Origin of the sequence: Sporosarcina sp. ANT_H38, assembly GCF_008369195.1 — a bacterium.
Lineage (GTDB): Bacteria > Bacillota > Bacilli > Bacillales_A > Planococcaceae > Sporosarcina.
Map to the genome: position 1 here is coordinate 1 of NZ_VOBC01000001.1, position 18,827 is coordinate 18,827.

Annotated in this window: 15 protein-coding genes, 33 tRNA genes and 2 rRNA genes; 45 read left to right on the forward strand and 5 right to left on the reverse strand. The window is 43.6% G+C overall.

The window, feature by feature from the left end:
• The 35 genes from FQ087_RS00005 to FQ087_RS00175 form a co-directional block, all read left to right on the forward strand.
• Positions 1–127, forward strand: a 23S ribosomal RNA gene (locus FQ087_RS00005); the annotation flags it as partial.
• Positions 128–284: 157 nt separating this feature from the next.
• Positions 285–400 (forward strand): 5S ribosomal RNA (gene rrf / locus FQ087_RS00010).
• Between the two features lie 144 nt (positions 401–544).
• A tRNA-Val gene (locus tag FQ087_RS00015) sits at positions 545–620 on the forward strand.
• A gap of 63 nt (positions 621–683) precedes the next feature.
• A tRNA-Thr gene (locus FQ087_RS00020) sits at positions 684–759 on the forward strand.
• Positions 760–765: 6 nt separating this feature from the next.
• Positions 766–841, forward strand: a tRNA-Lys gene (locus tag FQ087_RS00025).
• 31 nt (positions 842–872) lie between these two features.
• Positions 873–954 (forward strand) — tRNA-Leu (locus FQ087_RS00030).
• 8 nt (positions 955–962) lie between these two features.
• A tRNA-Gly gene (locus tag FQ087_RS00035) sits at positions 963–1,037 on the forward strand.
• Between the two features lie 7 nt (positions 1,038–1,044).
• Positions 1,045–1,130: transfer RNA gene (locus FQ087_RS00040), tRNA-Leu, on the forward strand.
• A 23-nt stretch (positions 1,131–1,153) separates the two neighbouring features.
• Positions 1,154–1,230, forward strand: a tRNA-Arg gene (locus tag FQ087_RS00045).
• 25 nt (positions 1,231–1,255) lie between these two features.
• Positions 1,256–1,332, forward strand: a tRNA-Pro gene (locus FQ087_RS00050).
• Between the two features lie 82 nt (positions 1,333–1,414).
• Positions 1,415–1,490: transfer RNA gene (locus FQ087_RS00055), tRNA-Ala, on the forward strand.
• Positions 1,491–1,514: 24 nt separating this feature from the next.
• A tRNA-Met gene (locus tag FQ087_RS00060) sits at positions 1,515–1,588 on the forward strand.
• Positions 1,589–1,595: 7 nt separating this feature from the next.
• A tRNA-Ile gene (locus tag FQ087_RS00065) sits at positions 1,596–1,672 on the forward strand.
• A gap of 17 nt (positions 1,673–1,689) precedes the next feature.
• Positions 1,690–1,782, forward strand: a tRNA-Ser gene (locus tag FQ087_RS00070).
• 45 nt (positions 1,783–1,827) lie between these two features.
• A tRNA-Met gene (locus tag FQ087_RS00075) sits at positions 1,828–1,902 on the forward strand.
• Positions 1,903–1,906: 4 nt separating this feature from the next.
• A tRNA-Asp gene (locus tag FQ087_RS00080) sits at positions 1,907–1,982 on the forward strand.
• A 59-nt stretch (positions 1,983–2,041) separates the two neighbouring features.
• Positions 2,042–2,117: transfer RNA gene (locus FQ087_RS00085), tRNA-Phe, on the forward strand.
• Between the two features lie 7 nt (positions 2,118–2,124).
• Positions 2,125–2,198: transfer RNA gene (locus tag FQ087_RS00090), tRNA-Gly, on the forward strand.
• A 3-nt stretch (positions 2,199–2,201) separates the two neighbouring features.
• Positions 2,202–2,278 (forward strand) — tRNA-Ile (locus tag FQ087_RS00095).
• Position 2,279: 1 nt separating this feature from the next.
• Positions 2,280–2,354: transfer RNA gene (locus tag FQ087_RS00100), tRNA-Asn, on the forward strand.
• 9 nt (positions 2,355–2,363) lie between these two features.
• A tRNA-Ser gene (locus tag FQ087_RS00105) sits at positions 2,364–2,454 on the forward strand.
• A gap of 10 nt (positions 2,455–2,464) precedes the next feature.
• Positions 2,465–2,536 (forward strand) — tRNA-Glu (locus FQ087_RS00110).
• Between the two features lie 159 nt (positions 2,537–2,695).
• Positions 2,696–2,771, forward strand: a tRNA-Val gene (locus FQ087_RS00115).
• Positions 2,772–2,777: 6 nt separating this feature from the next.
• A tRNA-Lys gene (locus FQ087_RS00120) sits at positions 2,778–2,853 on the forward strand.
• A gap of 31 nt (positions 2,854–2,884) precedes the next feature.
• Positions 2,885–2,966 (forward strand) — tRNA-Leu (locus FQ087_RS00125).
• 87 nt (positions 2,967–3,053) lie between these two features.
• Positions 3,054–3,130 (forward strand) — tRNA-Arg (locus tag FQ087_RS00130).
• A 36-nt stretch (positions 3,131–3,166) separates the two neighbouring features.
• Positions 3,167–3,259 (forward strand) — tRNA-Ser (locus tag FQ087_RS00135).
• A 43-nt stretch (positions 3,260–3,302) separates the two neighbouring features.
• A tRNA-Met gene (locus FQ087_RS00140) sits at positions 3,303–3,377 on the forward strand.
• 4 nt (positions 3,378–3,381) lie between these two features.
• Positions 3,382–3,457: transfer RNA gene (locus FQ087_RS00145), tRNA-Asp, on the forward strand.
• Positions 3,458–3,516: 59 nt separating this feature from the next.
• A tRNA-Phe gene (locus FQ087_RS00150) sits at positions 3,517–3,592 on the forward strand.
• A gap of 7 nt (positions 3,593–3,599) precedes the next feature.
• Positions 3,600–3,673 (forward strand) — tRNA-Gly (locus FQ087_RS00155).
• Between the two features lie 3 nt (positions 3,674–3,676).
• Positions 3,677–3,753 (forward strand) — tRNA-Ile (locus tag FQ087_RS00160).
• 1 nt (position 3,754) lies between these two features.
• Positions 3,755–3,829: transfer RNA gene (locus tag FQ087_RS00165), tRNA-Asn, on the forward strand.
• Between the two features lie 9 nt (positions 3,830–3,838).
• Positions 3,839–3,929, forward strand: a tRNA-Ser gene (locus FQ087_RS00170).
• Positions 3,930–3,939: 10 nt separating this feature from the next.
• A tRNA-Glu gene (locus FQ087_RS00175) sits at positions 3,940–4,011 on the forward strand.
• 573 nt (positions 4,012–4,584) lie between these two features.
• On the opposite strand, the gene FQ087_RS00180 is transcribed toward FQ087_RS00175, so the two are convergent.
• Together FQ087_RS00180 and FQ087_RS00185 are read right to left on the reverse strand one after the other, a co-directional pair.
• Positions 4,585–5,313: a TraR/DksA C4-type zinc finger protein gene (locus FQ087_RS00180; RefSeq protein WP_149578561.1), complete on the reverse strand. Its 729-nt coding sequence runs from the start codon at positions 5,311–5,313 to the stop codon at positions 4,585–4,587.
• A 194-nt stretch (positions 5,314–5,507) separates the two neighbouring features.
• Positions 5,508–6,419, reverse strand: coding sequence for a 1,4-dihydroxy-2-naphthoate polyprenyltransferase (locus FQ087_RS00185; protein WP_149578562.1), 912 nt, complete (start codon positions 6,417–6,419; stop codon positions 5,508–5,510).
• 164 nt (positions 6,420–6,583) lie between these two features.
• Between FQ087_RS00185 and FQ087_RS00190 the strand changes: the two genes are divergently transcribed.
• From FQ087_RS00190 to FQ087_RS00210, 5 genes are all read left to right on the forward strand, one after another.
• Positions 6,584–7,969 carry an isochorismate synthase gene (locus tag FQ087_RS00190; protein ID WP_149578563.1) on the forward strand — a complete coding sequence of 462 codons (1,386 nt, stop codon included), beginning with the start codon at positions 6,584–6,586 and terminating at the stop codon, positions 7,967–7,969.
• Positions 7,962–9,674 carry a 2-succinyl-5-enolpyruvyl-6-hydroxy-3-cyclohexene-1-carboxylic-acid synthase gene (gene menD / locus FQ087_RS00195; RefSeq protein ID WP_149578564.1) on the forward strand — a complete coding sequence of 571 codons (1,713 nt, stop codon included), beginning with the start codon at positions 7,962–7,964 and terminating at the stop codon, positions 9,672–9,674. The genes FQ087_RS00190 and menD overlap by 8 nt, the downstream gene beginning before the upstream one ends.
• A complete protein-coding gene (menH, locus tag FQ087_RS00200) occupies positions 9,664–10,512 on the forward strand; it encodes a 2-succinyl-6-hydroxy-2,4-cyclohexadiene-1-carboxylate synthase (RefSeq protein WP_255452096.1) in 849 nt (282 codons plus the stop codon). Before menD ends, menH begins: the two co-directional genes overlap by 11 nt.
• On the forward strand, positions 10,509–11,327 hold the full coding sequence (menB, locus tag FQ087_RS00205; protein ID WP_149578565.1) for a 1,4-dihydroxy-2-naphthoyl-CoA synthase: 819 nt from the start codon (positions 10,509–10,511) through the stop codon (positions 11,325–11,327). The genes menH and menB overlap by 4 nt, the downstream gene beginning before the upstream one ends.
• Positions 11,328–11,639: 312 nt before the next feature.
• Positions 11,640–13,085, forward strand: coding sequence for an o-succinylbenzoate--CoA ligase (locus tag FQ087_RS00210; RefSeq protein WP_149578566.1), 1,446 nt, complete (start codon positions 11,640–11,642; stop codon positions 13,083–13,085).
• 116 nt (positions 13,086–13,201) lie between these two features.
• On the opposite strand, the gene FQ087_RS00215 is transcribed toward FQ087_RS00210, so the two are convergent.
• Together FQ087_RS00215 and yidD are read right to left on the reverse strand one after the other, a co-directional pair.
• Positions 13,202–14,215 (reverse strand): metal ABC transporter solute-binding protein, Zn/Mn family, encoded by a 1,014-nt coding sequence (locus FQ087_RS00215; RefSeq protein WP_149578567.1) that lies wholly within the window; start codon positions 14,213–14,215, stop codon positions 13,202–13,204.
• A gap of 162 nt (positions 14,216–14,377) precedes the next feature.
• Positions 14,378–14,608, reverse strand: a complete 231-nt coding sequence (gene yidD / locus FQ087_RS00220; RefSeq protein WP_149578568.1) for a membrane protein insertion efficiency factor YidD — start codon at positions 14,606–14,608, stop codon at positions 14,378–14,380.
• Positions 14,609–14,711: 103 nt separating this feature from the next.
• On the opposite strand from yidD, the gene FQ087_RS00225 reads away from it, so the two are divergent.
• The 5 genes from FQ087_RS00225 (at position 14,712) to FQ087_RS00245 (ending at position 17,093) form a co-directional block, all read left to right on the forward strand.
• On the forward strand, positions 14,712–15,161 hold the full coding sequence (locus tag FQ087_RS00225; protein ID WP_149578569.1) for a Dps family protein: 450 nt from the start codon (positions 14,712–14,714) through the stop codon (positions 15,159–15,161).
• A 69-nt stretch (positions 15,162–15,230) separates the two neighbouring features.
• Positions 15,231–15,407, forward strand: a complete 177-nt coding sequence (locus tag FQ087_RS00230; protein WP_255452097.1) for a putative motility protein — start codon at positions 15,231–15,233, stop codon at positions 15,405–15,407.
• A gap of 88 nt (positions 15,408–15,495) precedes the next feature.
• The gene (locus FQ087_RS00235) at positions 15,496–15,804 is read left to right on the forward strand and encodes a transposase (RefSeq protein WP_255452098.1); all 309 of its coding nucleotides are present in this window, start codon (positions 15,496–15,498) and stop codon (positions 15,802–15,804) included.
• 46 nt (positions 15,805–15,850) lie between these two features.
• Complete coding sequence (locus tag FQ087_RS00240; RefSeq protein WP_149578572.1) at positions 15,851–16,312, forward strand: NUDIX domain-containing protein; 462 nt, start codon at positions 15,851–15,853, stop codon at positions 16,310–16,312.
• Positions 16,302–17,093, forward strand: coding sequence for an alpha/beta hydrolase family protein (locus tag FQ087_RS00245; protein WP_149578573.1), 792 nt, complete (start codon positions 16,302–16,304; stop codon positions 17,091–17,093). Before FQ087_RS00240 ends, FQ087_RS00245 begins: the two co-directional genes overlap by 11 nt.
• A gap of 146 nt (positions 17,094–17,239) precedes the next feature.
• Here the strand turns inward: FQ087_RS00245 and pckA are convergent, their stop codons facing one another.
• A complete protein-coding gene (gene pckA / locus FQ087_RS00250) occupies positions 17,240–18,826 on the reverse strand; it encodes a phosphoenolpyruvate carboxykinase (ATP) (protein ID WP_149578574.1) in 1,587 nt (528 codons plus the stop codon).
• Between the last annotated feature and the right edge of the window lies 1 nt (position 18,827).

The window sequence follows — 18,827 nt, forward strand, 5'->3', positions numbered from 1 at the left end:
TCGAGATGAGATTTCCCATTACGCAAGTAAGTAAGATCCCTCAAAGAAGATGAGGTTGATAGGTCTGGGGTGGAAGCGCGGCGACGTGTGGAGCTGACGGATACTAATCGATCGAGGACTTAACCAATTTTGAAAAGGGCTTGATTACCCTGATTCTGTGTAGCACAATGTCTGTTTTATTCAGTTTTGAGCGAATAAGTATCGTTCATTTTTTAAAAAAAGTACTTGCAATTATCGTAAAGCATGGTATAATAAATATTGTCTTTGAGAAAAGATGATGCAGGTCTGGTGACGATTGCGAAGAGGTCACACCCGTTCCCATCCCGAACACGGAAGTTAAGCTCTTCAGCGCCGATGGTAGTTGGGGGTTTCCCCCTGCAAGAGTAGGACGCCGCCGGTCCTGTACGGTTTATTACATACAGATAAAGTCTTTGTAATAAGAAACTTGCTCTTCACTTAAAAGTGGGACGAGTAATTAATACATAGAACAATGAAGGCAATGTAATTGTTGCATCATTAAGACATTCATTTCGAATATAACCCAGGAGGATTAGCTCAGCTGGGAGAGCACCTGCCTTACAAGCAGGGGGTCGGCGGTTCGAGCCCGTCATCCTCCACCATTTTTTTTAAAACACGAACTTTTGTTTTAAAGAAAATTCATTGCAGATTTAAACGATTTATTAGCCGGAGTAGCTCAACTGGTAGAGCAACTGACTTGTAATCAGTAGGTTGAGGGTTCAAGTCCTTTCTCCGGCACCACTTTTAGAGCCATTAGCTCAGTTGGTAGAGCATCTGACTTTTAATCAGAGGGTCGCAGGTTCGAATCCTGCATGGCTCACCATTTTTATGACTTGTTAGTCATAATTTATATTGCGGGTATGGCGGAACTGGCAGACGCGCTAGACTTAGGATCTAGTGCCTTCGGGCGTGGGGGTTCGACTCCCTTTACCCGCACTTATAATGCGGAAGTAGTTCAGTGGTAGAATACGACCTTGCCAAGGTCGGGGTCGCGGGTTCGAATCCCGTCTTCCGCTCCATATTTTTGCCGGGGTGGCGGAACTGGCAGACGCACAGGACTTAAAATCCTGCGGTAGGTGACTACCGTACCGGTTCGATTCCGGTTCTCGGCATTAATTATTATTTTCACTCATATGCGCTCGTAGCTCAATTGGATAGAGCACCTGACTACGGATCAGGAGGTTGTGGATTCGACTTCTGCCGGGCGCACCATTATTATTTTAAATCTATAATTCTTCGGGACGTAGCTCAGCTTGGTAGAGCACTTGGTTTGGGACCAAGGGGTCGCAGGTTCGAATCCTGTCTTCCCGACCATTTAGCTTTTTAAGCAGCTTGACCGCTTAAAGAAGCCACCATTTTAAGCAGATTTGTTGCTTAAATAATATTCTCCTTCATTGGGGCCTTAGCTCAGCTGGGAGAGCGCCTGCCTTGCACGCAGGAGGTCAGCGGTTCGATCCCGCTAGGCTCCACCATTATTATTCTATATTAAGTATCCAGGCGGCGTAGCTCAGCTGGCTAGAGCGTACGGTTCATACCCGTGAGGTCGGGGGTTCGATCCCCTCTGCCGCCATTTTAAAGGACCTTTAGCTCAGTTGGTTAGAGCAGACGGCTCATAACCGTCCGGTCGCAGGTTCGAGTCCTGCAAGGTCCACCACTATTATTTACAGCCATGGAGGTATACCCAAGCCCGGCTGAAGGGATCGGTCTTGAAAACCGACAGGGGAGTCAAATCCCGCGGGGGTTCGAATCCCTCTACCTCCTCCATTTTTAACTAGTGGTAAAAATTAAAAAAAGTAATACTATTGTTGTCGCGGGGTGGAGAAGTGGTATCTCGTCGGGCTCATAACCCGAAGGTCGCAGGTTCAAATCCTGCCCCCGCAACCAAAATGGTCCCGTGGTGTAGCGGTTAACATGCCTGCCTGTCACGCAGGAGATCGCCGGTTCGATCCCGGTCGGGACCGCCATTTTTATTAATACTAAAAAGTTTAGAATAAGTTAGCAGCTTACTATAAACCAACTATGTGGCTCAGTAGCTCAGTCGGTAGAGCAAAGGACTGAAAATCCTTGTGTCGGCGGTTCGATTCCGTCCTGAGCCACCATTATTATGCGAGTGTAGTTTAGTGGTAAAACCTCAGCCTTCCAAGCTGATGATGAGGGTTCGATTCCCTTCACTCGCTCCAAGAGGGCCTATAGCTCAGCTGGTTAGAGCGCACGCCTGATAAGCGTGAGGTCGGTGGTTCGAGTCCACTTAGGCCCACCATTCCGCAGTAGCTCAGTGGTAGAGCAATCGGCTGTTAACCGATCGGTCGTAGGTTCGAGTCCTACCTGCGGAGCCATTTATATATGGGGAAGTACTCAAGCGGCTCAAGAGGTGCCCCTGCTAAGGGTATAGATCGCGAAAGCGGTGCGAGGGTTCGAATCCCTCCTTCTCCGCCATATATAATTTGGCCCCTTGGTCAAGCGGTTAAGACACCGCCCTTTCACGGCGGTATCACGGGTTCGATTCCCGTAGGGGTCATAAAAAAGGGTTGTTCAACAGTTCACTCTGAACTCGTTGTGCAGCTCTTTATTTAAGAGCACCTTCGAGGCTAGGACGTTGCTGGGCTTGTATTACACATTATTAGCACATATAAACAAGTGTAACTGCTGCTTTAATAAGTCATTACAATTTAACCCAGGAGGATTAGCTCAGCTGGGAGAGCACCTGCCTTACAAGCAGGGGGTCGGCGGTTCGAGCCCGTCATCCTCCACCATTGTTAGAGCCATTAGCTCAGTTGGTAGAGCATCTGACTTTTAATCAGAGGGTCGCAGGTTCGAATCCTGCATGGCTCACCATTTTTATGACTTGTTGGTCATAATTTATATTGCGGGTATGGCGGAACTGGCAGACGCGCTAGACTTAGGATCTAGTGCCTTCGGGCGTGGGGGTTCGACTCCCTTTACCCGCACTTATAAAACGAAATTAGTTCAGTCGTAGAATTTGAAATTTCATGGTAGATTTTGGTTCTCGACATAAATAATTTTTTTACTCATATGCGCTCGTAGCTCAATTGGATAGAGCACCTGACTACGGATCAGGAGGTTGTGGATTCGACTTCTGCCGGGCGCACCATTATTCTTATAAAATTTTAAACTTTGTAACAGCCATGGAGGTATACCCAAGCCCGGCTGAAGGGATCGGTCTTGAAAACCGACAGGGGAGTCAAATCCCGCGGGGGTTCGAATCCCTCTACCTCCTCCATTTTTAACTAGTGATAAAAATTTAAAAGTAATACTACTGTTGTCGCGGGGTGGAGAAGTGGTATCTCGTCGGGCTCATAATCCGAAGGTCACAGGTTCAAATCCTGTCCCCGCAACCAAAATGGTCCCGTGGTGTAGCGGTTAACATGCCTGCCTGTCACGCAGGAGATCGCCGGTTCGATCCCGGTCGGGACCGCCATTTTTATTAATACTAAAAAGTTTAGAATAAGCTAGCAGCTTACTATAAACCAACTATGTGGCTCAGTAGCTCAGTCGGTAGAGCAAAGGACTGAAAATCCTTGTGTCGGCGGTTCGATTCCGTCCTGAGCCACCATTATTATGCGAGTGTAGTTTAGTGGTAAAACCTCAGCCTTCCAAGCTGATGATGAGGGTTCGATTCCCTTCACTCGCTCCAAGAGGGCCTATAGCTCAGCTGGTTAGAGCGCACGCCTGATAAGCGTGAGGTCGGTGGTTCGAGTCCACTTAGGCCCACCATTCCGCAGTAGCTCAGTGGTAGAGCAATCGGCTGTTAACCGATCGGTCGTAGGTTCGAGTCCTACCTGCGGAGCCATTTATATATGGGGAAGTACTCAAGCGGCTCAAGAGGTGCCCCTGCTAAGGGTATAGATCGCGAAAGCGGTGCGAGGGTTCGAATCCCTCCTTCTCCGCCATATATAATTTGGCCCCTTGGTCAAGCGGTTAAGACACCGCCCTTTCACGGCGGTATCACGGGTTCGAATCCCGTAGGGGTCATACAAAAAAGTAGCTTTACAAGTTCTTAATGAACTCGTAAAGCTACTTTTTAGTTTGCGTATAGAAAGTTCTCTATATAGGTTTAATGGAATGATTCCATTAAATACCGCTTCGGCGCTTAGGGGATGCCTCTCGCCATAAGCCAGGTAGCTTCGCTACCGGTCTTATGGCTTCGGCTACCCGGTGTCCAGTTGCTGGACACTAGTAAGGCGCCTACACTAGTTTATATACAGTACTCGATACTTCAACATATATAGTTTCCTGAAATTAAAAACTATATATACTGAAATAAAGAACCCATGGTAAGAAAGGCTTGAAAACCTCCATTTTCACTGAACCATTTCCGGTCCGCTTGCAGCGAAATATTCACGACAGATTTAAGGAGGAATTGTAGTTCATTCCTCCTTGATACTCCTATTGGGAATAGTTGTCTGTCGCATTCCTACATATCAAGACATCTCGGCAATAGTAAAGAGGTCGTTCTATCCACAGCAACCCACAAGCAACTACACACGTGAACTTAAACATGCTGAAAAAAACAACATAAAGCTAAAATGCCGATGGAGTTTCTTTTTACTTCTCGTTACCCTCGATATAACCGTCATTTTCATGATAAGGAATATCTCCGAGAGGGGATTCGATTCCTTCATCATCCAGTTCTGCCTCATATTTCTCTGAAGCATCAGATCTAATGAAACCGCGTGACTTGCCGTTTATGTCAGTGCCTATGAATTCTTCAAATTCTTCGGTTGCGCCGTCTGAGATCCCGCTATCGTATAACGTATTATAGTTGTCGCGATCGCCTATGAAATCGGAAGGGGTTTCTGATGTTCCAGATTTTGCGATTTCCTGGAAGCTGTCTTCGCCATCTCGAGCTGCTCCGGAAAATGAATTCGGGTTTGCCATGGTAAGCGTGTCCTCTTCGACAGGCCGGTCGTGGGGTACTTCTTGCTCCGTTGCATGGTCGATGCAAAGAGTTGTGTAAGGAACTGCTTCAAGTCGTTCAAATGGTATATCTTTTTGACAAACTTCACACTTTCCATAAGAGCCTTCTTGCATCGCTTGTAAGGCGCTTTCCACTTTTTCTAGTTCAGAGCCAGCATGTACATGCAGAGCCATGTCTTTCTCTCTTTCATACAGTTCTGTACCTAAATCAGCGGGATGGTTGTCATACATCGACAGCTCGCCGGAATTTTCTTGAACACTATCTTTAATATCTGTTTCTTCTTCTGTTATTGATAAATGTTCCTTCATTTCATATAATTCTTTTTTTAGAGTGTTTTTTTGATTATCGTTTAACACGTTTGGTCACTTCCTTTTTTGTAATAACAACAGTATGCTCATATCCATCGTGATTAATAGACAAAATTATAGATCGCTGACTTTCGTTGCTTACCTTCTCGTTACTTACCTTCCCTTTTTCTTGTCCCATCTAAACATTTGAAAAAAAAGCCTGAAACATCGAGATAAATCGAAGTTTCAGGCTTTTTTATTATCTAAAGAAGATGTCCAATGAGTATTCCGATACCTAATAACAATCCGAATAATGTGTTCGTAACAGCCGTATTTTTCATTGCAGGCATTACATGGGTTGGAATATGGTTATTTCGGAACACTCTAATCGCTCCAACTGGTTTTTTGACACTAAGAAATACAAGCAACGACCAAGGAGTAAGATGACCAAAGACGATCATAGCAATGACCCAGCCATAAGAAATAATAAAAAATACCATTAGAATCGTAATTGCATTAGAGCGACCCACAAGAATAGCAAGTGTTTTTCGCCCGCCTTCCGTATCGCCTTCTAAATCGCGTATATTATTAGCTAGCATAATACCTGCGACAAGCAACATACTTGGTATGGATAGTAAAACTGCTTCAGTCGTTACTATGCCCGTTTGAATATAAAATGCAATTAGGATAAGTAGCATTCCCATGACAACACCAGAAAACAGTTCTCCGAATGGTGTATAGGCGATTGGGTATGGTCCTCCTGTATAAAAGTAACCTACCATCATAGACAGGATGCCGACGACTGCGAGCATCCAGGACGTTTCCATACATATGTAGATACCGATGAGAACAGAAATTCCGTAGAGCATAAAGGCAAGATTCAACACAGTTTTTGGTTTTACACCATTACGTACGATTGTACCGCCGATGCCAATGGATTGTTCTGTATCAAGCCCTCTTTTAAAATCATAATATTCATTGAACATATTCGTTGCCATTTGTATGAAGACACTCGCGATGAGCATGGCGAAGAATAAAGGGAAATGGATTTTCCCGTAAGTTAATGCGATCATAGTACCGAGAAATACAGGTGCAAAGGCTGCTGTTAGTGTGTGTGGCCGAGTAAGTTGCCACCAAATACGCCAGCCTGTATCCGCTTTTATTGTCTGTTGCATTATGGTTCTCTCCCTATCCTTTTAATAACCCTATCCATTGTACTCCAAAATGGGTGGAGTGAACATACGAACTGCTTATTATGTGCTCAAACACAGCAAATTCGGTATGATAGTATATAGGTATATGCTCTTAATCAGTCGAATGAATGTACGGAGGGAAAAAAATGAATCGGAAGTTGACCGCTACCCGCGAATCTCAATTAAAAGTTAGGCAGAATGAGTTACGATTTTTCACAGAAACTGTCGATGCGGGGCGAATATCACCACTTGCGTTTTTCGAAGCAGGGGATTCGTGTTATAAAGATGAACGTTTCTATTGGCAAAATGCAGATAAAACATTAACGCTTGTTGGAATTGGACATGCTACGGTATTAACAAGCGATGGAACTGATGATCGTTTCAAGCACATTTCTGATAAATGGAAAAAATTATGTGCTGCTCTTATTAGAGAAGAAAATGATCGGGAACCTGTTCTTTTTGGTGGTTTCTCGTTTGATCCGAAAAGTGTTAAGCAAACAGAGTGGGATGCTTTTCCATCCGCTCATTTCGTTGTGCCTGCTTTCCAGTTGTCGATTACGAATGGTAAAACGGAAATTTCCATTAATATGGTAACAGAGAGTGATGATGCGGCAGAAAAGTTTGAGAGGTTAAGGGATGAAAGAGATCGTCTAATTCATATCGCACAAGTCGAGGAATCCGCTTTGCTTACAAAACCGAAAGTCGTGTCAATAGAGGAAATTTCGAAAGAACATTATATGGAAACAGTTGCAGATGTCACAAAGAAAATTAACAATGGTGAAGCTGAAAAAGTGGTAATTGCACGTTCGGTAAAACTTAATTTTGCAGATGAAGTGCCTGCTGTCACTGCACTCCATCATATTTCAAATGAACAGCAAGAAAGCTATCACTTTGGTTTACAAAAAGATGGTCAGTTATTTTTCGGCGCTACTCCAGAGCGTCTGATTGAAATAACTAATGGCCGTGCGTACTCGTCATGTGTCGCAGGTTCTATCAGACGGGGCAAGTCGGCAACTGAAGACCGTGAACTTGGTGATGAACTTCTTGAAGATAGCAAAAATCGGGAAGAGCATCAATATGTCGTTAATATGATTTCGCAAGTGTTTAAGACATTTTGTACGGACATCAAAATTTCGAAAGTACCAAAATTGATGAAAGTCCGTGATATTCAGCATTTGTTTACGCCAGTTGAAGGAAAAGTTGAAAAAGGAACGGATATTTTCAATTTGGTTAAAGCACTTCACCCGACACCGGCACTTGGCGGAGTCCCAACTGATATAGCGATGAAAATAATCCGTTCTGAGGAAAACTTGGATCGGGGTTATTATGCTGCACCAATTGGCTGGACAGATACAGCTGGCAATGGTGAATTTGCTGTGGCAATACGTTCGGCACTTCTCGACGGCGATAGTGCGTATTTGTACGCTGGCGGAGGAATTGTAGCAGATTCAGAACCAGATATAGAATACGATGAAACATGGGTGAAATTTAGACCGGTTATGCGGGCGTTGGGAGGAAAACTGAATGGATAACCGTACAGTGTTGACGGATTATGTTCGAAGAATGACGGCTGCTTTGATGATGGCGGATGTGAAATCGGTAGTTATTAGTCCCGGCTCTCGTTCGACACCACTTGCTTATGCTTTCGCATCAACGGAAGACCTTGATGTCTATATGCAAGTCGATGAACGATCGGCTGCCTATTTCGCTCTAGGTTTGGCGAAGGCCTCAGGTAATCCTGTAGTCCTTCTCTGTACGTCAGGTACCGCGGCATCGAACTATCACCCTGCAATAACAGAAGCATATTATGCGCGCATCCCGCTAATCGTTATTACTGCAGACCGACCGCATGAATTAAGGGAAGTCGGTGCACCGCAGGCGATTGACCAAATCAGAATGTACGGTGAGCATGTGAAATATAGTGTAGATTTCCCGCTTGCGGAAAAAAATCCAGATATCGATGACTTTATCGACCGGCATGTCAGTCGTGCGTTATCAGTTGCAACTTCAGCTCCACGCGGACCAGTTCACTTGAATGTGCCGTTTCGGGAACCACTGCTTATCGATTTTGATTTAGAACCGCCAAAATCAACTTTCCAAAAACGAATCAAAAGTGCAGATTGCTTGGATGCATCAACTGCCCAACAAATTTCACAGTTGCTTGCAAAGGCGGAAAAAGGCTTCATCATTGCCGGTGAAATGCCGATAGGTTTCGATAAAGTAGCATTTTGGAAATTTGCCAAAGCACTCGAATGGCCAGTATTATGCGATCCACTATCGAATCTTCGCACGGAAGTGCCTGAACAATGCCTTGCGCTCTGTATCGATCATTATGACGCGCTATTGAAAAGTGATGTATTCAAGGAGAAAGCCGCGCCTGATACTGTAATTCGTTTTGGTGCACAGCCGGTAGCGAAGCCGCTGTCGCTTTACTTGAAAAAGGTACGACCAGCTACAGTTATTGCAGTGGATGAATCGCCGGAATTTAGGGATTCGCTCGGTGTTGTGACGCATCATATCCAAACTTCATGCGAAACAGTCATGCAAATTATTGTGGATAAACCGAAAACATCGTATACAGAGTTGTGGACGACGGCGAATGCCGCGGCATCTATGATTACAAATAATCATAAGGGTGTTGCTGGGGATGAAGGGATATTTGCAAAAATGTTATTTGCGTATCTTCCCACAGGGAGCGATCTTGTAAGTGGCAGCAGCATGCCAATCCGCGATGTTGACACGTTTTTCAGGAAAACAAATAAGGATATTACAATATTTGCGAATCGCGGAACGAATGGTATCGATGGTGTTGTATCGACAGCATTTGGTGTCCAGGCGGCAAGAAAGCGACCTACATGGCTGTTGATTGGCGATTTATCGTTCTTACATGATGTCAACGGACTCATTGTTACTCGTTTTCACGAGGCAGATTTGACCATTGTTATTATCAATAACGATGGAGGCGGAATATTCTCGTACCTTCCACAAGCTGAAGCAGGCAATCATTTCGAAGAACTGTTCGGAACACCGACCGGCTTAACATTCGGCCATATTGCGGCGATGTATGATGCGCAGTATTCTGCGATCCACACGCCAGAAGAGTTCGAAATGGAGCTCGTTAAAGCGAAAGAGAAACCGGTGCGTATTATTGAAGTGTTCACAAATCGTCAAGCGAATGTGAAAGCCCACCGTGACCTGTGGACAAAGATCACGGACAGACTTGATCATGATGAATGAAAAGACTATCCATGTACGTGGGATTGATATGAATGTGGAAATCAATGGTGGAGAGAATTTACCTACCATCGTTTTCTTACATGGCTTTACAGGAAGCACAGCATCATGGCGTGAGGTTGCAAATTTGCTCAAAGGTAAATTTCGCATTGTTGCTGTCGATTTAATAGGACATGGGAAATCGAGTATTCCGGAAAATGTTGACCGCTATTCAATGGAGGAGCAAGTCGAGGACCTCGAAGAAATGTTTGCTGAGCTTTCGCTTGATCAATTCATTTTGGTCGGTTACTCAATGGGAGGACGCGTTGCACTAGCGTATACGACACATCATTCGACGCGGGTATCGTCATTGATTCTCGAGAGTTCTTCCCCAGGATTGAAGACGAAAGTGGAAAGAGAAGAACGACAAGTAGCTGACAGGCGGCTGGCAGATAGAATCTTAACGGATGGAATGCCGGCATTCATCGATTTTTGGGGAAATATTCCCTTATTCGCATCTCAGAAGACTTTGTCGGAAGAAAAACAGCTGACCCTGAGGAATGAACGACTTAGTCAGAGTGAAGTCGGCCTTGCAAGGAGCTTACGTGGAATCGGTACAGGTAGCCAGTCCTCCTATTGGGAGTGTCTAGGAACAATCAAACTACCTGTTCTGCTCATAACGGGGGAACTCGACAAGAAGTTCGTAAATATTTCCCGGGAAATGGAGAAAGAATTCCCTTATGTCCGCCATGAAACGATAGAAAATGCTGGACATGCAATTCATGTGGAAAAACTGAATACATTTGCTACAATGATAGAGGAACATATTTTAGCATTGAAAAATCGAGGAGGGTCATTATGACACGTCAATGGGAAACAATACGTACATACGAAGACATCAAATATGAGCAGTATGGCGGGATTGCAAAAGTAACAATCAACCGTCCGGAAGTGCGCAATGCATTCCGACCTAAAACGGTAATGGAGCTAATCGACGCATTTTCACGCGCACGGGACGACCAAAGCATTGGAGTCATCGTATTAACAGGCGAAGGCGAGAAAGCATTCTGTTCAGGCGGAGACCAATCCGTACGAGGGCATGGTGGTTATGTTGGAGACGATGAAATTCCACGCCTTAACGTCTTGGACTTACAGCGTCTAATCCGTGTTATACCGAAACCGGTTGTAGCAATGGTTGCAGGTTATGCAATTGGCGGCGGACATGTACTTCATGTCGTTTGTGATTTGACGATTGCAGCAGAAAATGCAGTTTTCGGACAAACAGGACCTAAAGTCGGTTCATTCGACGCAGGTTACGGTTCGGGCTACCTGGCACGAATCATTGGGCATAAGAAAGCGCGCGAAATCTGGTTCCTTTGCCGTCAATACAACGCACAGGAAGCACTTGACATGGGTCTAGTCAACACGGTGGTTCCTTATGAGCAACTGGAAGACGAGACGGTCCAATGGTGTGAAGAGATGCTTGGTATGAGCCCTACAGCACTTCGTTTCGTAAAAGCGGCAATGAATGCGGATACGGACGGACTTGCTGGTCTTCAACAATTGGCTGGTGACGCAACACTTCTTTATTACACAACAGACGAAGCGAAAGAAGGCCGCGATGCGTTCAAAGAAAAACGTAAACCGGACTTCGGACAATTCCCGCGTTTTCCTTAATTAAAGAAAAGCGTAAGGCGCCGTTTAGTCCCGAAAAGTAGGAGGGATGAAGTTCAATCCCTCCCTGCTGGCCGACTAAATTCGCCACGTCCTGTGGCAACGTCGACACTAGTTCGTTCTGTATGTCGGAAGGCATGAAGATATAGGCGCGGACTTTGCCTTTTTAGCAAGTAAGAAGGGATGCAATTCAATCCCTCTCCACTGCAGCGACTCCAGGGGCTGGCGCCTGAAGCCTAGACAGCGATTAAACTGGATAATAACTAAGAAAGCTGCCTCTAATCGGGCAGCTTTTTCTGAATGGATGGTGATGGTATGATTCCGAATTGGTTGATGCAGCGGGCTTATTTAACGCCTGAAAAAACAGCTTTATCGTTCGAAGGGGAAAAGTGGACATTCGCACAACTGAAGCTGCAAGCATTAACACTAGCAGGGAAATTAAAAGCAAACGGCCTGAATGAAGGGCATCGAATTGCATTACTTGGACCTTCCAACGCAGAAATGGTATTCATCATTCACGCATGTATGCTGGCGGGTCTGGAAATAGTCATGCTGAATAGTCGATTGACGAAAAAAGAAATAGCATATCAATTGGATGATTCAGGCGCAACGATGGTTATTGTGTCGGATGAATTGAGTAGTATGATTACTGATTCGCCGGTACGTCAGCTTCTATTTTCTGCGATTCAAGACAGTGCCGAACATAAACTTGTCGTCCAGGACACTTGGCCATCCGACAAGACCATTACGATTATGTATACATCAGGCACGACTGGTTTTCCGAAAGGTGTCCGTCAAACAGCAGGCAATCACGTTTCAAGTGCATTATCATCAGTTTTGAATCTCGGACTTGACGAAAATGATATTTGGCTTTGCGCCATGCCGTTATTCCATATTAGCGGATTCTCAATTCTTGTTCGTTCTGTTCTTTACGGAATGGAGGTCCAGTTGCATGAGAAGTTTGATGCAGTTCAGTCTGCAAAAGCAGTAGGGGACGGTTCGGTCACTCGGATGTCTGTTGTGTCGCTTACATTGGATAAAGTACTGCGTGAACTTGAAAATGGAAACAGGGTCGCACATTCTTCATTTAAATCGATGCTGGCAGGTGGTGGCCCTGTACCAATCGCTTATTTAAACCGCGCAAAAGTGCTGGGAGTTCCTGTTCTCCAAACATATGGCATGACGGAAACCAGTTCACAAACAGCGACATTAGCAGCGAGCGATGCCATAAGGAAGATGGGTTCCGCAGGCAAACCGTTGTTTTTCAATCAAATCAAAATCAAAGGAACAAAAACTCCCGATGAAAAAGGCGAAGTATGTATACGCGGTCCGCATGTCACACCTGGATATATCGGTCGTTTCGCTGAATTGGAACCATTAGAAGATGGTTGGCTTCCGACAGGGGATATTGGTTATCTCGATTTTGAAGGCTATTTGTACATCGTTGATAGAAGATCTGACTTGATTATTTCAGGTGGCGAAAATATTTACCCAGCAGAAATTGAAAATGTACTGGCAGCGCATCCAAATGTCCGAGAGGCAGGCGTTTGTGGGAAAGAACATCCCGAGTGGGGAAGTGTTCCGATTGCCTTTGTCGTAGTATTGGGAACTGTGACAGAAGCTGATTTGATGTCGTTTTGTGAAAAGCGATTGGCGCGTTACAAAGTACCGAAGTCATTCCACTTCGTTGATGAACTGCCGCGTAATGGATCGAATAAGTTGTTGCGTAGAAAATTGAAAGAGTTATTGGATTGGGAGTAGGGACGAAGTGAAGCTGTGAGTGCAACTCCAAACCGTATCAGCAATCCATTCAAATAAAGAAAAGGCTGTGCCGTATACCAGATTAAACCTGGTATGCAGGACAGCCTTTTCTTCATTTACTTTCCGCTAAGCGCTTGCTGAAGCGTTTCTAGATTTTGTTCCATCAAAGTGAAATAAGTTTCGTTGTTTTTTACGTCATCGACTGTTAACACACCGAGATTATGAAGCATAAGTGATTCAGCACCGATTTCTTTTCGCACGACATCCGTCAACTTCGATGATACGTTTTGCTCAAATAGGACATAGTGTACTTCTTGATTCTTAGCTTCTTTCACAATTTGGGCTAATTGTTTTTGTGACGGCTCGCTTTGTGAATTCAGTCCAGCAATGGCAACTTGGTCAAGACCGTATGATTCGGCTAAATAGCCAAATGATGCATGTGAAACAAAGAATGTTTTAGAGGGAGACTTGGAAGCCATCTTTTTAAATTTGTTATCAAGTTCGACAAGTTCTACTTGCAGCTGTTCAAAGTTCTTCTCGAATTCGTCTTTCATTTCAGGTTTAGATGCTATCAATGTATCTTTGATAGAAGTTGCAAGTTCTACACTGAGCAGTGGTGAAATCCATACATGTGGATCTATACCGCTATGATCATGACCTTCATGGCCTTCATGTTCTTCATGACTATCCTCATCATGTTCAACATCTTCTTCGTGGCCGTTGGTATCGGCATCGTGACTATGACCTTCATCCAGCATCTCATCAGGAATTGCTTCTGCTGTGGCAATCATCTTTACATGCTCATTTTTCATCGTTTTCTCTGCGTTTTCCACGAAACCTTCAAGACCAAGCCCGATATAGTAAAATAAATCGGAGTCCGCAAGTGCCATCATATCTTTTTGTGTAGGCTCAAAAGTATGCTCGTCTGCACCTGCAGGGTAGATTGACTTCACTTCAACATGGTCACCTCCGATTCGCTCTGTAAAGTATTGGAGTGGGTATACTGTCGTATAAATAGACAACTTATCTGTCCCAGTTGCAGCCTTTTCTTCAGTTTTAGATTTATCGCTGCAAGCAGAGAGTAGTATTATTGAAATTAGAGAAACGATAAAAAAAAGTTTCTTGTTCATTAGTTAGAATCCTCCGTTTGTTTAATAGTAATGATTACGATTTAGGTAACTGGCTTGTTTATCATACAAGAGAGTTTCTAATTTGGCAACTAAATAAGTGGATTTATTTTAATCGAAAAAAAAACGGTCTAGCATTTTTGCCTGACCGTCTTGATATGTAAGTTATTTCTTACGCGATTCTTTCTCCGGTACGGGATCAAAACCACCTTCATGGAACGGATGGCATTTTGAAATTCGGCGCACCGCAAGCCATGAACCCTTTAATGCGCCATGTTTTTCCACCGCTTCAATCCCATAGTGAGAACAAGTTGGATAGAAACGGCATGAAGGTGGTGTAAGTGGTGAAATTACTTTTTGATATAGTTTAATGATGCCTATTAATACCTTTTTCATTTAAAAATCTCCTTAATTAAAGCATTGATGTTTATTGTAGATGCTTAGGTGGTAAATTAACAGAGAGACGAATTAATTCTAACAAAAAAGGGAGAGATTTATTATGTCTAAAGAGCTTATTAATGAATTGAATATGCAAGTATCTACATGGTCAGTAATGTATGCGAAATTACATAATTATCACTGGTATGTTAAAGGACATCAATTTTTCACTTTGCATGTTAAATTCGAAGAACTATACAATGAAGCAACGTTGCATATGGACGAAATCGCTGAACGTATTTTAACGCTTGGCGGAAATCCGGTAGCTACTTTGAAAGAACATCTGGAGCATTCTGTCGTAAAAGAAGCGACTGGCAAAGAGAAAACCGATGAAATGGTCAAGACCGTAGTAAGTGATTTCGGTGAAATAATGAAATCCTTGAAAAAAGGCATGGAGTTGGCAGCTAAAGATGGCGATGGCATGACAGAAGATTTGTTGAACGCAGCATACCAAAGTATTGAAAAACACCAGTGGATGCTTAATGCATTCCTCGGTGAAGACAATAAATAATAGCTTTTCATTGAAAATTGCAGATAAATGCCGATAATAAGCTTGTGAAAGGAGTGATGGTAAGTGGATATGAATTCCATAATGTCAAGTCAATTGAGGAGTTTGCAATCGACTGTTCAGTTGAGCGTGTTAAACAACGCTCTTTCAATGAACACTGCAGCGGCAACAGATATGCTGAAAAGTTTATCAGAACAGCCTGTTGCGGCCCATCCTCACAAAGGAGCTTCTATTGACGTTCAAGCGTAAATTACGAAAAAGCATGCATCTCCAGTAAAAGGGGATGCATGCTTTTTTCATATTAAGCCATGCTAAAAAGAAAAAAAGGAGGGTTAACATGGAGAAATACAAAATGTATGTTTCAATCATGCATCAGCAAATATATCATTACCCGGATGATTCGCCTTGGGAATTTGAAGTCGATGTCGAACGTGAGTATGTTCCGGTTTTTCATCGTTTATTTAACCAGATAGATGAACTTGAATACCGAAATTTCCTAAGGTCTCACTTGCCATTTTTGCCTTATCACTATGGTCGGAATAATCAAAAGGTTGATCAACGTACAATGAAATTGTATGCGCTAATTCATGAATTTACGGATGAAAAGTCGAAGCGGTTTATCGAGGAGCTTCCGTATTTTCGTTGAAAGAATTGCTGTCCTTCGCTAAACTGTTTGAAAGGACGTGATTGCAATGCTTGTTTTCAATGATGTACATGGTGGCCGTGTTGAGCTGACTTTCGGAGCAAATCAAAATGGAATGTCAGCTCGGCACGTCCTTGTTGTACTTAAACATAATGGGAAATGGTTACTTACTCAGCATTTAATGAGAGGTGTTGAATTTCCTGGTGGTAAAGCAGAGTCTGGAGAAACAATCGAGGAAGCAGTTGTTCGTGAAACGATTGAAGAAACAGGCGTGACGATTACGGATCTCGTCAATTTTGCCGAATATATTGTTAGAAGTAACAGCACATTCTGCAAAGCTGTTTTCACCGGAAAAGTTGTGGAAATTGATGAAAACCCAGTACTTCACGAAACTGGAGGGGCAATCTGGATGACTAGTGAAGAACTTGCACAGTGTGAAGAATTAAGTTTCCTTATGAAAGATACAGGAATGGAAGCGTTAAGAGGGTGGGTGGAAGCACATGAATTATGACGGGGCTATTATTCATCGGAGACCGTATCCTTCGCCAAATCCGAACGTGAGTCTTGAAGAAATTACATATTTGTCAGATGGGTTAAAAGTGAAAGGACTTATGGCGGAACCCATTGCAAAAGGGAACTATGAAGGCATCATCTACTTGCGAGGCGGCATACAGCATGTCGGTATGGTTCGTCCTGCTCGAATTGCACAGTTCGCTTCTCAAGGGTTTGTAGTCTTCGCTCCTTATTATCGTGGGAACCGTGGAGGGGAAGGTAGAGACGAGTTTGCTGGGGCAGATCGCCAAGATGCAGTGAATGCTGTTGATGTGCTCAAGCAAAATCCAAAGACCAACGTGGAAAGAATCCACTTGTTTGCCTTTTCAAGAGGAGGCATCATGGCACTCTGGACGGCCATTTTACGGGATGATCTTACATCAGTCGTTACGTGGGCGGGAGTGTCAGATGTCATTTTTACATACAATGAACGGAAAGATATGCGGCGGATGATGAAAAGAGTTATCGGAGGAACACCGAATAATATGCCAGATGAATATCGGGAGAGGACGGCACTTTTTCGGGTAGATGAAGTCAATGTGCCTGTACTTATCATTCATGGGATGCTCGATACGAATGTTTCATTCCAACAGGCTGTATTGTTGGAAAACGCACTGCGTGAAAACAGAAAAGTATACGAAACGTGGTATTTCCCAGAGTATACACATTTCATCCCACCAGGTATGAATACACAGCTAGTACGTGATCTGACCAGTTGGATGAAGAGACAAGGGATATGAATAGAGTCAAATTATTTTCAAAGTGAAAAGCTTTGTGGATTTGGTTGACTTAACATGAAGTTCCAATTATGATTTTGAAATAAAAAGTTTAAAGAGTAAAGAAACAGAGTAGCACATGTAATGTGCTACTCTGTTTTGATTGTTAATTATGCAATTGGTCCGCCTTTAAGCGTAATATCATCAGATACTGTACCGAATTTCTTGAAGTTCGTACGGAACATGTTTGCCAATTCTTTAGCTTTTAGATCATAAGCGTCTCCGTCAGTCCATGCATTGCGTGGGTTCAACACTTCTGTAGGAACGCCTTCAATGGATGTCGGCATTTCAAGACCGAATACGCCGTTTGTTTCTGTTTCAACGTTATTTAATTTCCCGGCAAGTGCTGCACGTACCATAGCGCGCGTGTATTTAAGTTCCATACGTTTGCCAACGCCATAAACGCCACCAGTCCAGCCTGTGTTGACAAGGAAAACTTGTGCATCATGTTCATCGATTTTCTTTCCAAGCATTTCAGCGTATACTGTCGCCGGTAGCGGAAGGAATGGTGAGCCGAAGCATGTTGAGAATGTTGCTTCAGGTGATGTGATACCACGCTCAGTTCCAGCAAGTTTCGATGTGAAACCGCTTAGGAAGTGATACATTGCTTGCTCTTTCGTTAATTTTGAGATTGGAGGAAGTACACCAAACGCATCTGCCGTCAAGAAAACAATTGTTTTCGGATGACCAGCAACCGAAGGATCGACGATGTTATCAATTGCTTGGATCGGATAAGCTGCACGCGTGTTTTCTGTAAGTGAACCGTCATCGTAATTAGGAATGCGTGTTTCTGGGTCGATAACAACGTTTTCTAAAACGGAACCGAAACCGATTGCGCCGAATATTTCAGGTTCTTTTTCTTTTGATAAATTAATACATTTTGCGTAGCAGCCGCCTTCGATGTTAAATACGCCAGTATCTGACCAGCCGTGCTCATCATCTCCAACTAATTTACGGTTAGCATCTGCTGAAAGTGTCGTTTTGCCTGTTCCAGATAGACCGAAGAATAATGCAACGTCACCGTCTTCACCGACGTTTGCTGAACAGTGCATAGGCATAATTCCTTGTTCAGGAAGTAAGTAGTTCATGATTGAAAAGATTGATTTTTTCATTTCTCCAGCGTATTCAGTTCCGCCAATGAGAACAATACGTTTTTCCATTGATACAATAATGAATGTCTCTGAATTTGTACCATCAATTGCAGGATTCGCTTTAAATGAAGGAGCTGATACAATTGTGAATTGTGTTTCGTGCCTTAACAGCTCTTCTTCAGTTGGGCGGATGAACAACTGGTGAACAAACAGGTTATGCCATGCGAATTCATTCACAACTTGAATGGATAGACGTGACGCCGGATCTGCGCCAGCAAAACCTTTGAAGACGAACAGCTCATCTTTTGCTTTTAAATGGGCAATTACTTTATTATATAGTGAATCGAATATTTCGGAAGAGATTGGACGATTGACGTTGCCCCAATCGATTTTGTCTTTGGAGGACGCTTCCTCGACAATGTATTTGTCCTTAGGTGAACGACCTGTATACTTTCCTGTCTGAGCTGTAATCGCTCCGTCTGATGTCAGTTGAGCTTCACCGCGTGAAATTGATTTTTCAACAAGTTGTGAAACTGAAAGTTGAATATTCACGTTTTTTCCAGAAAGAAGTTTGTTAAGGTCATCGCTAATTTTTGCAGATATCATA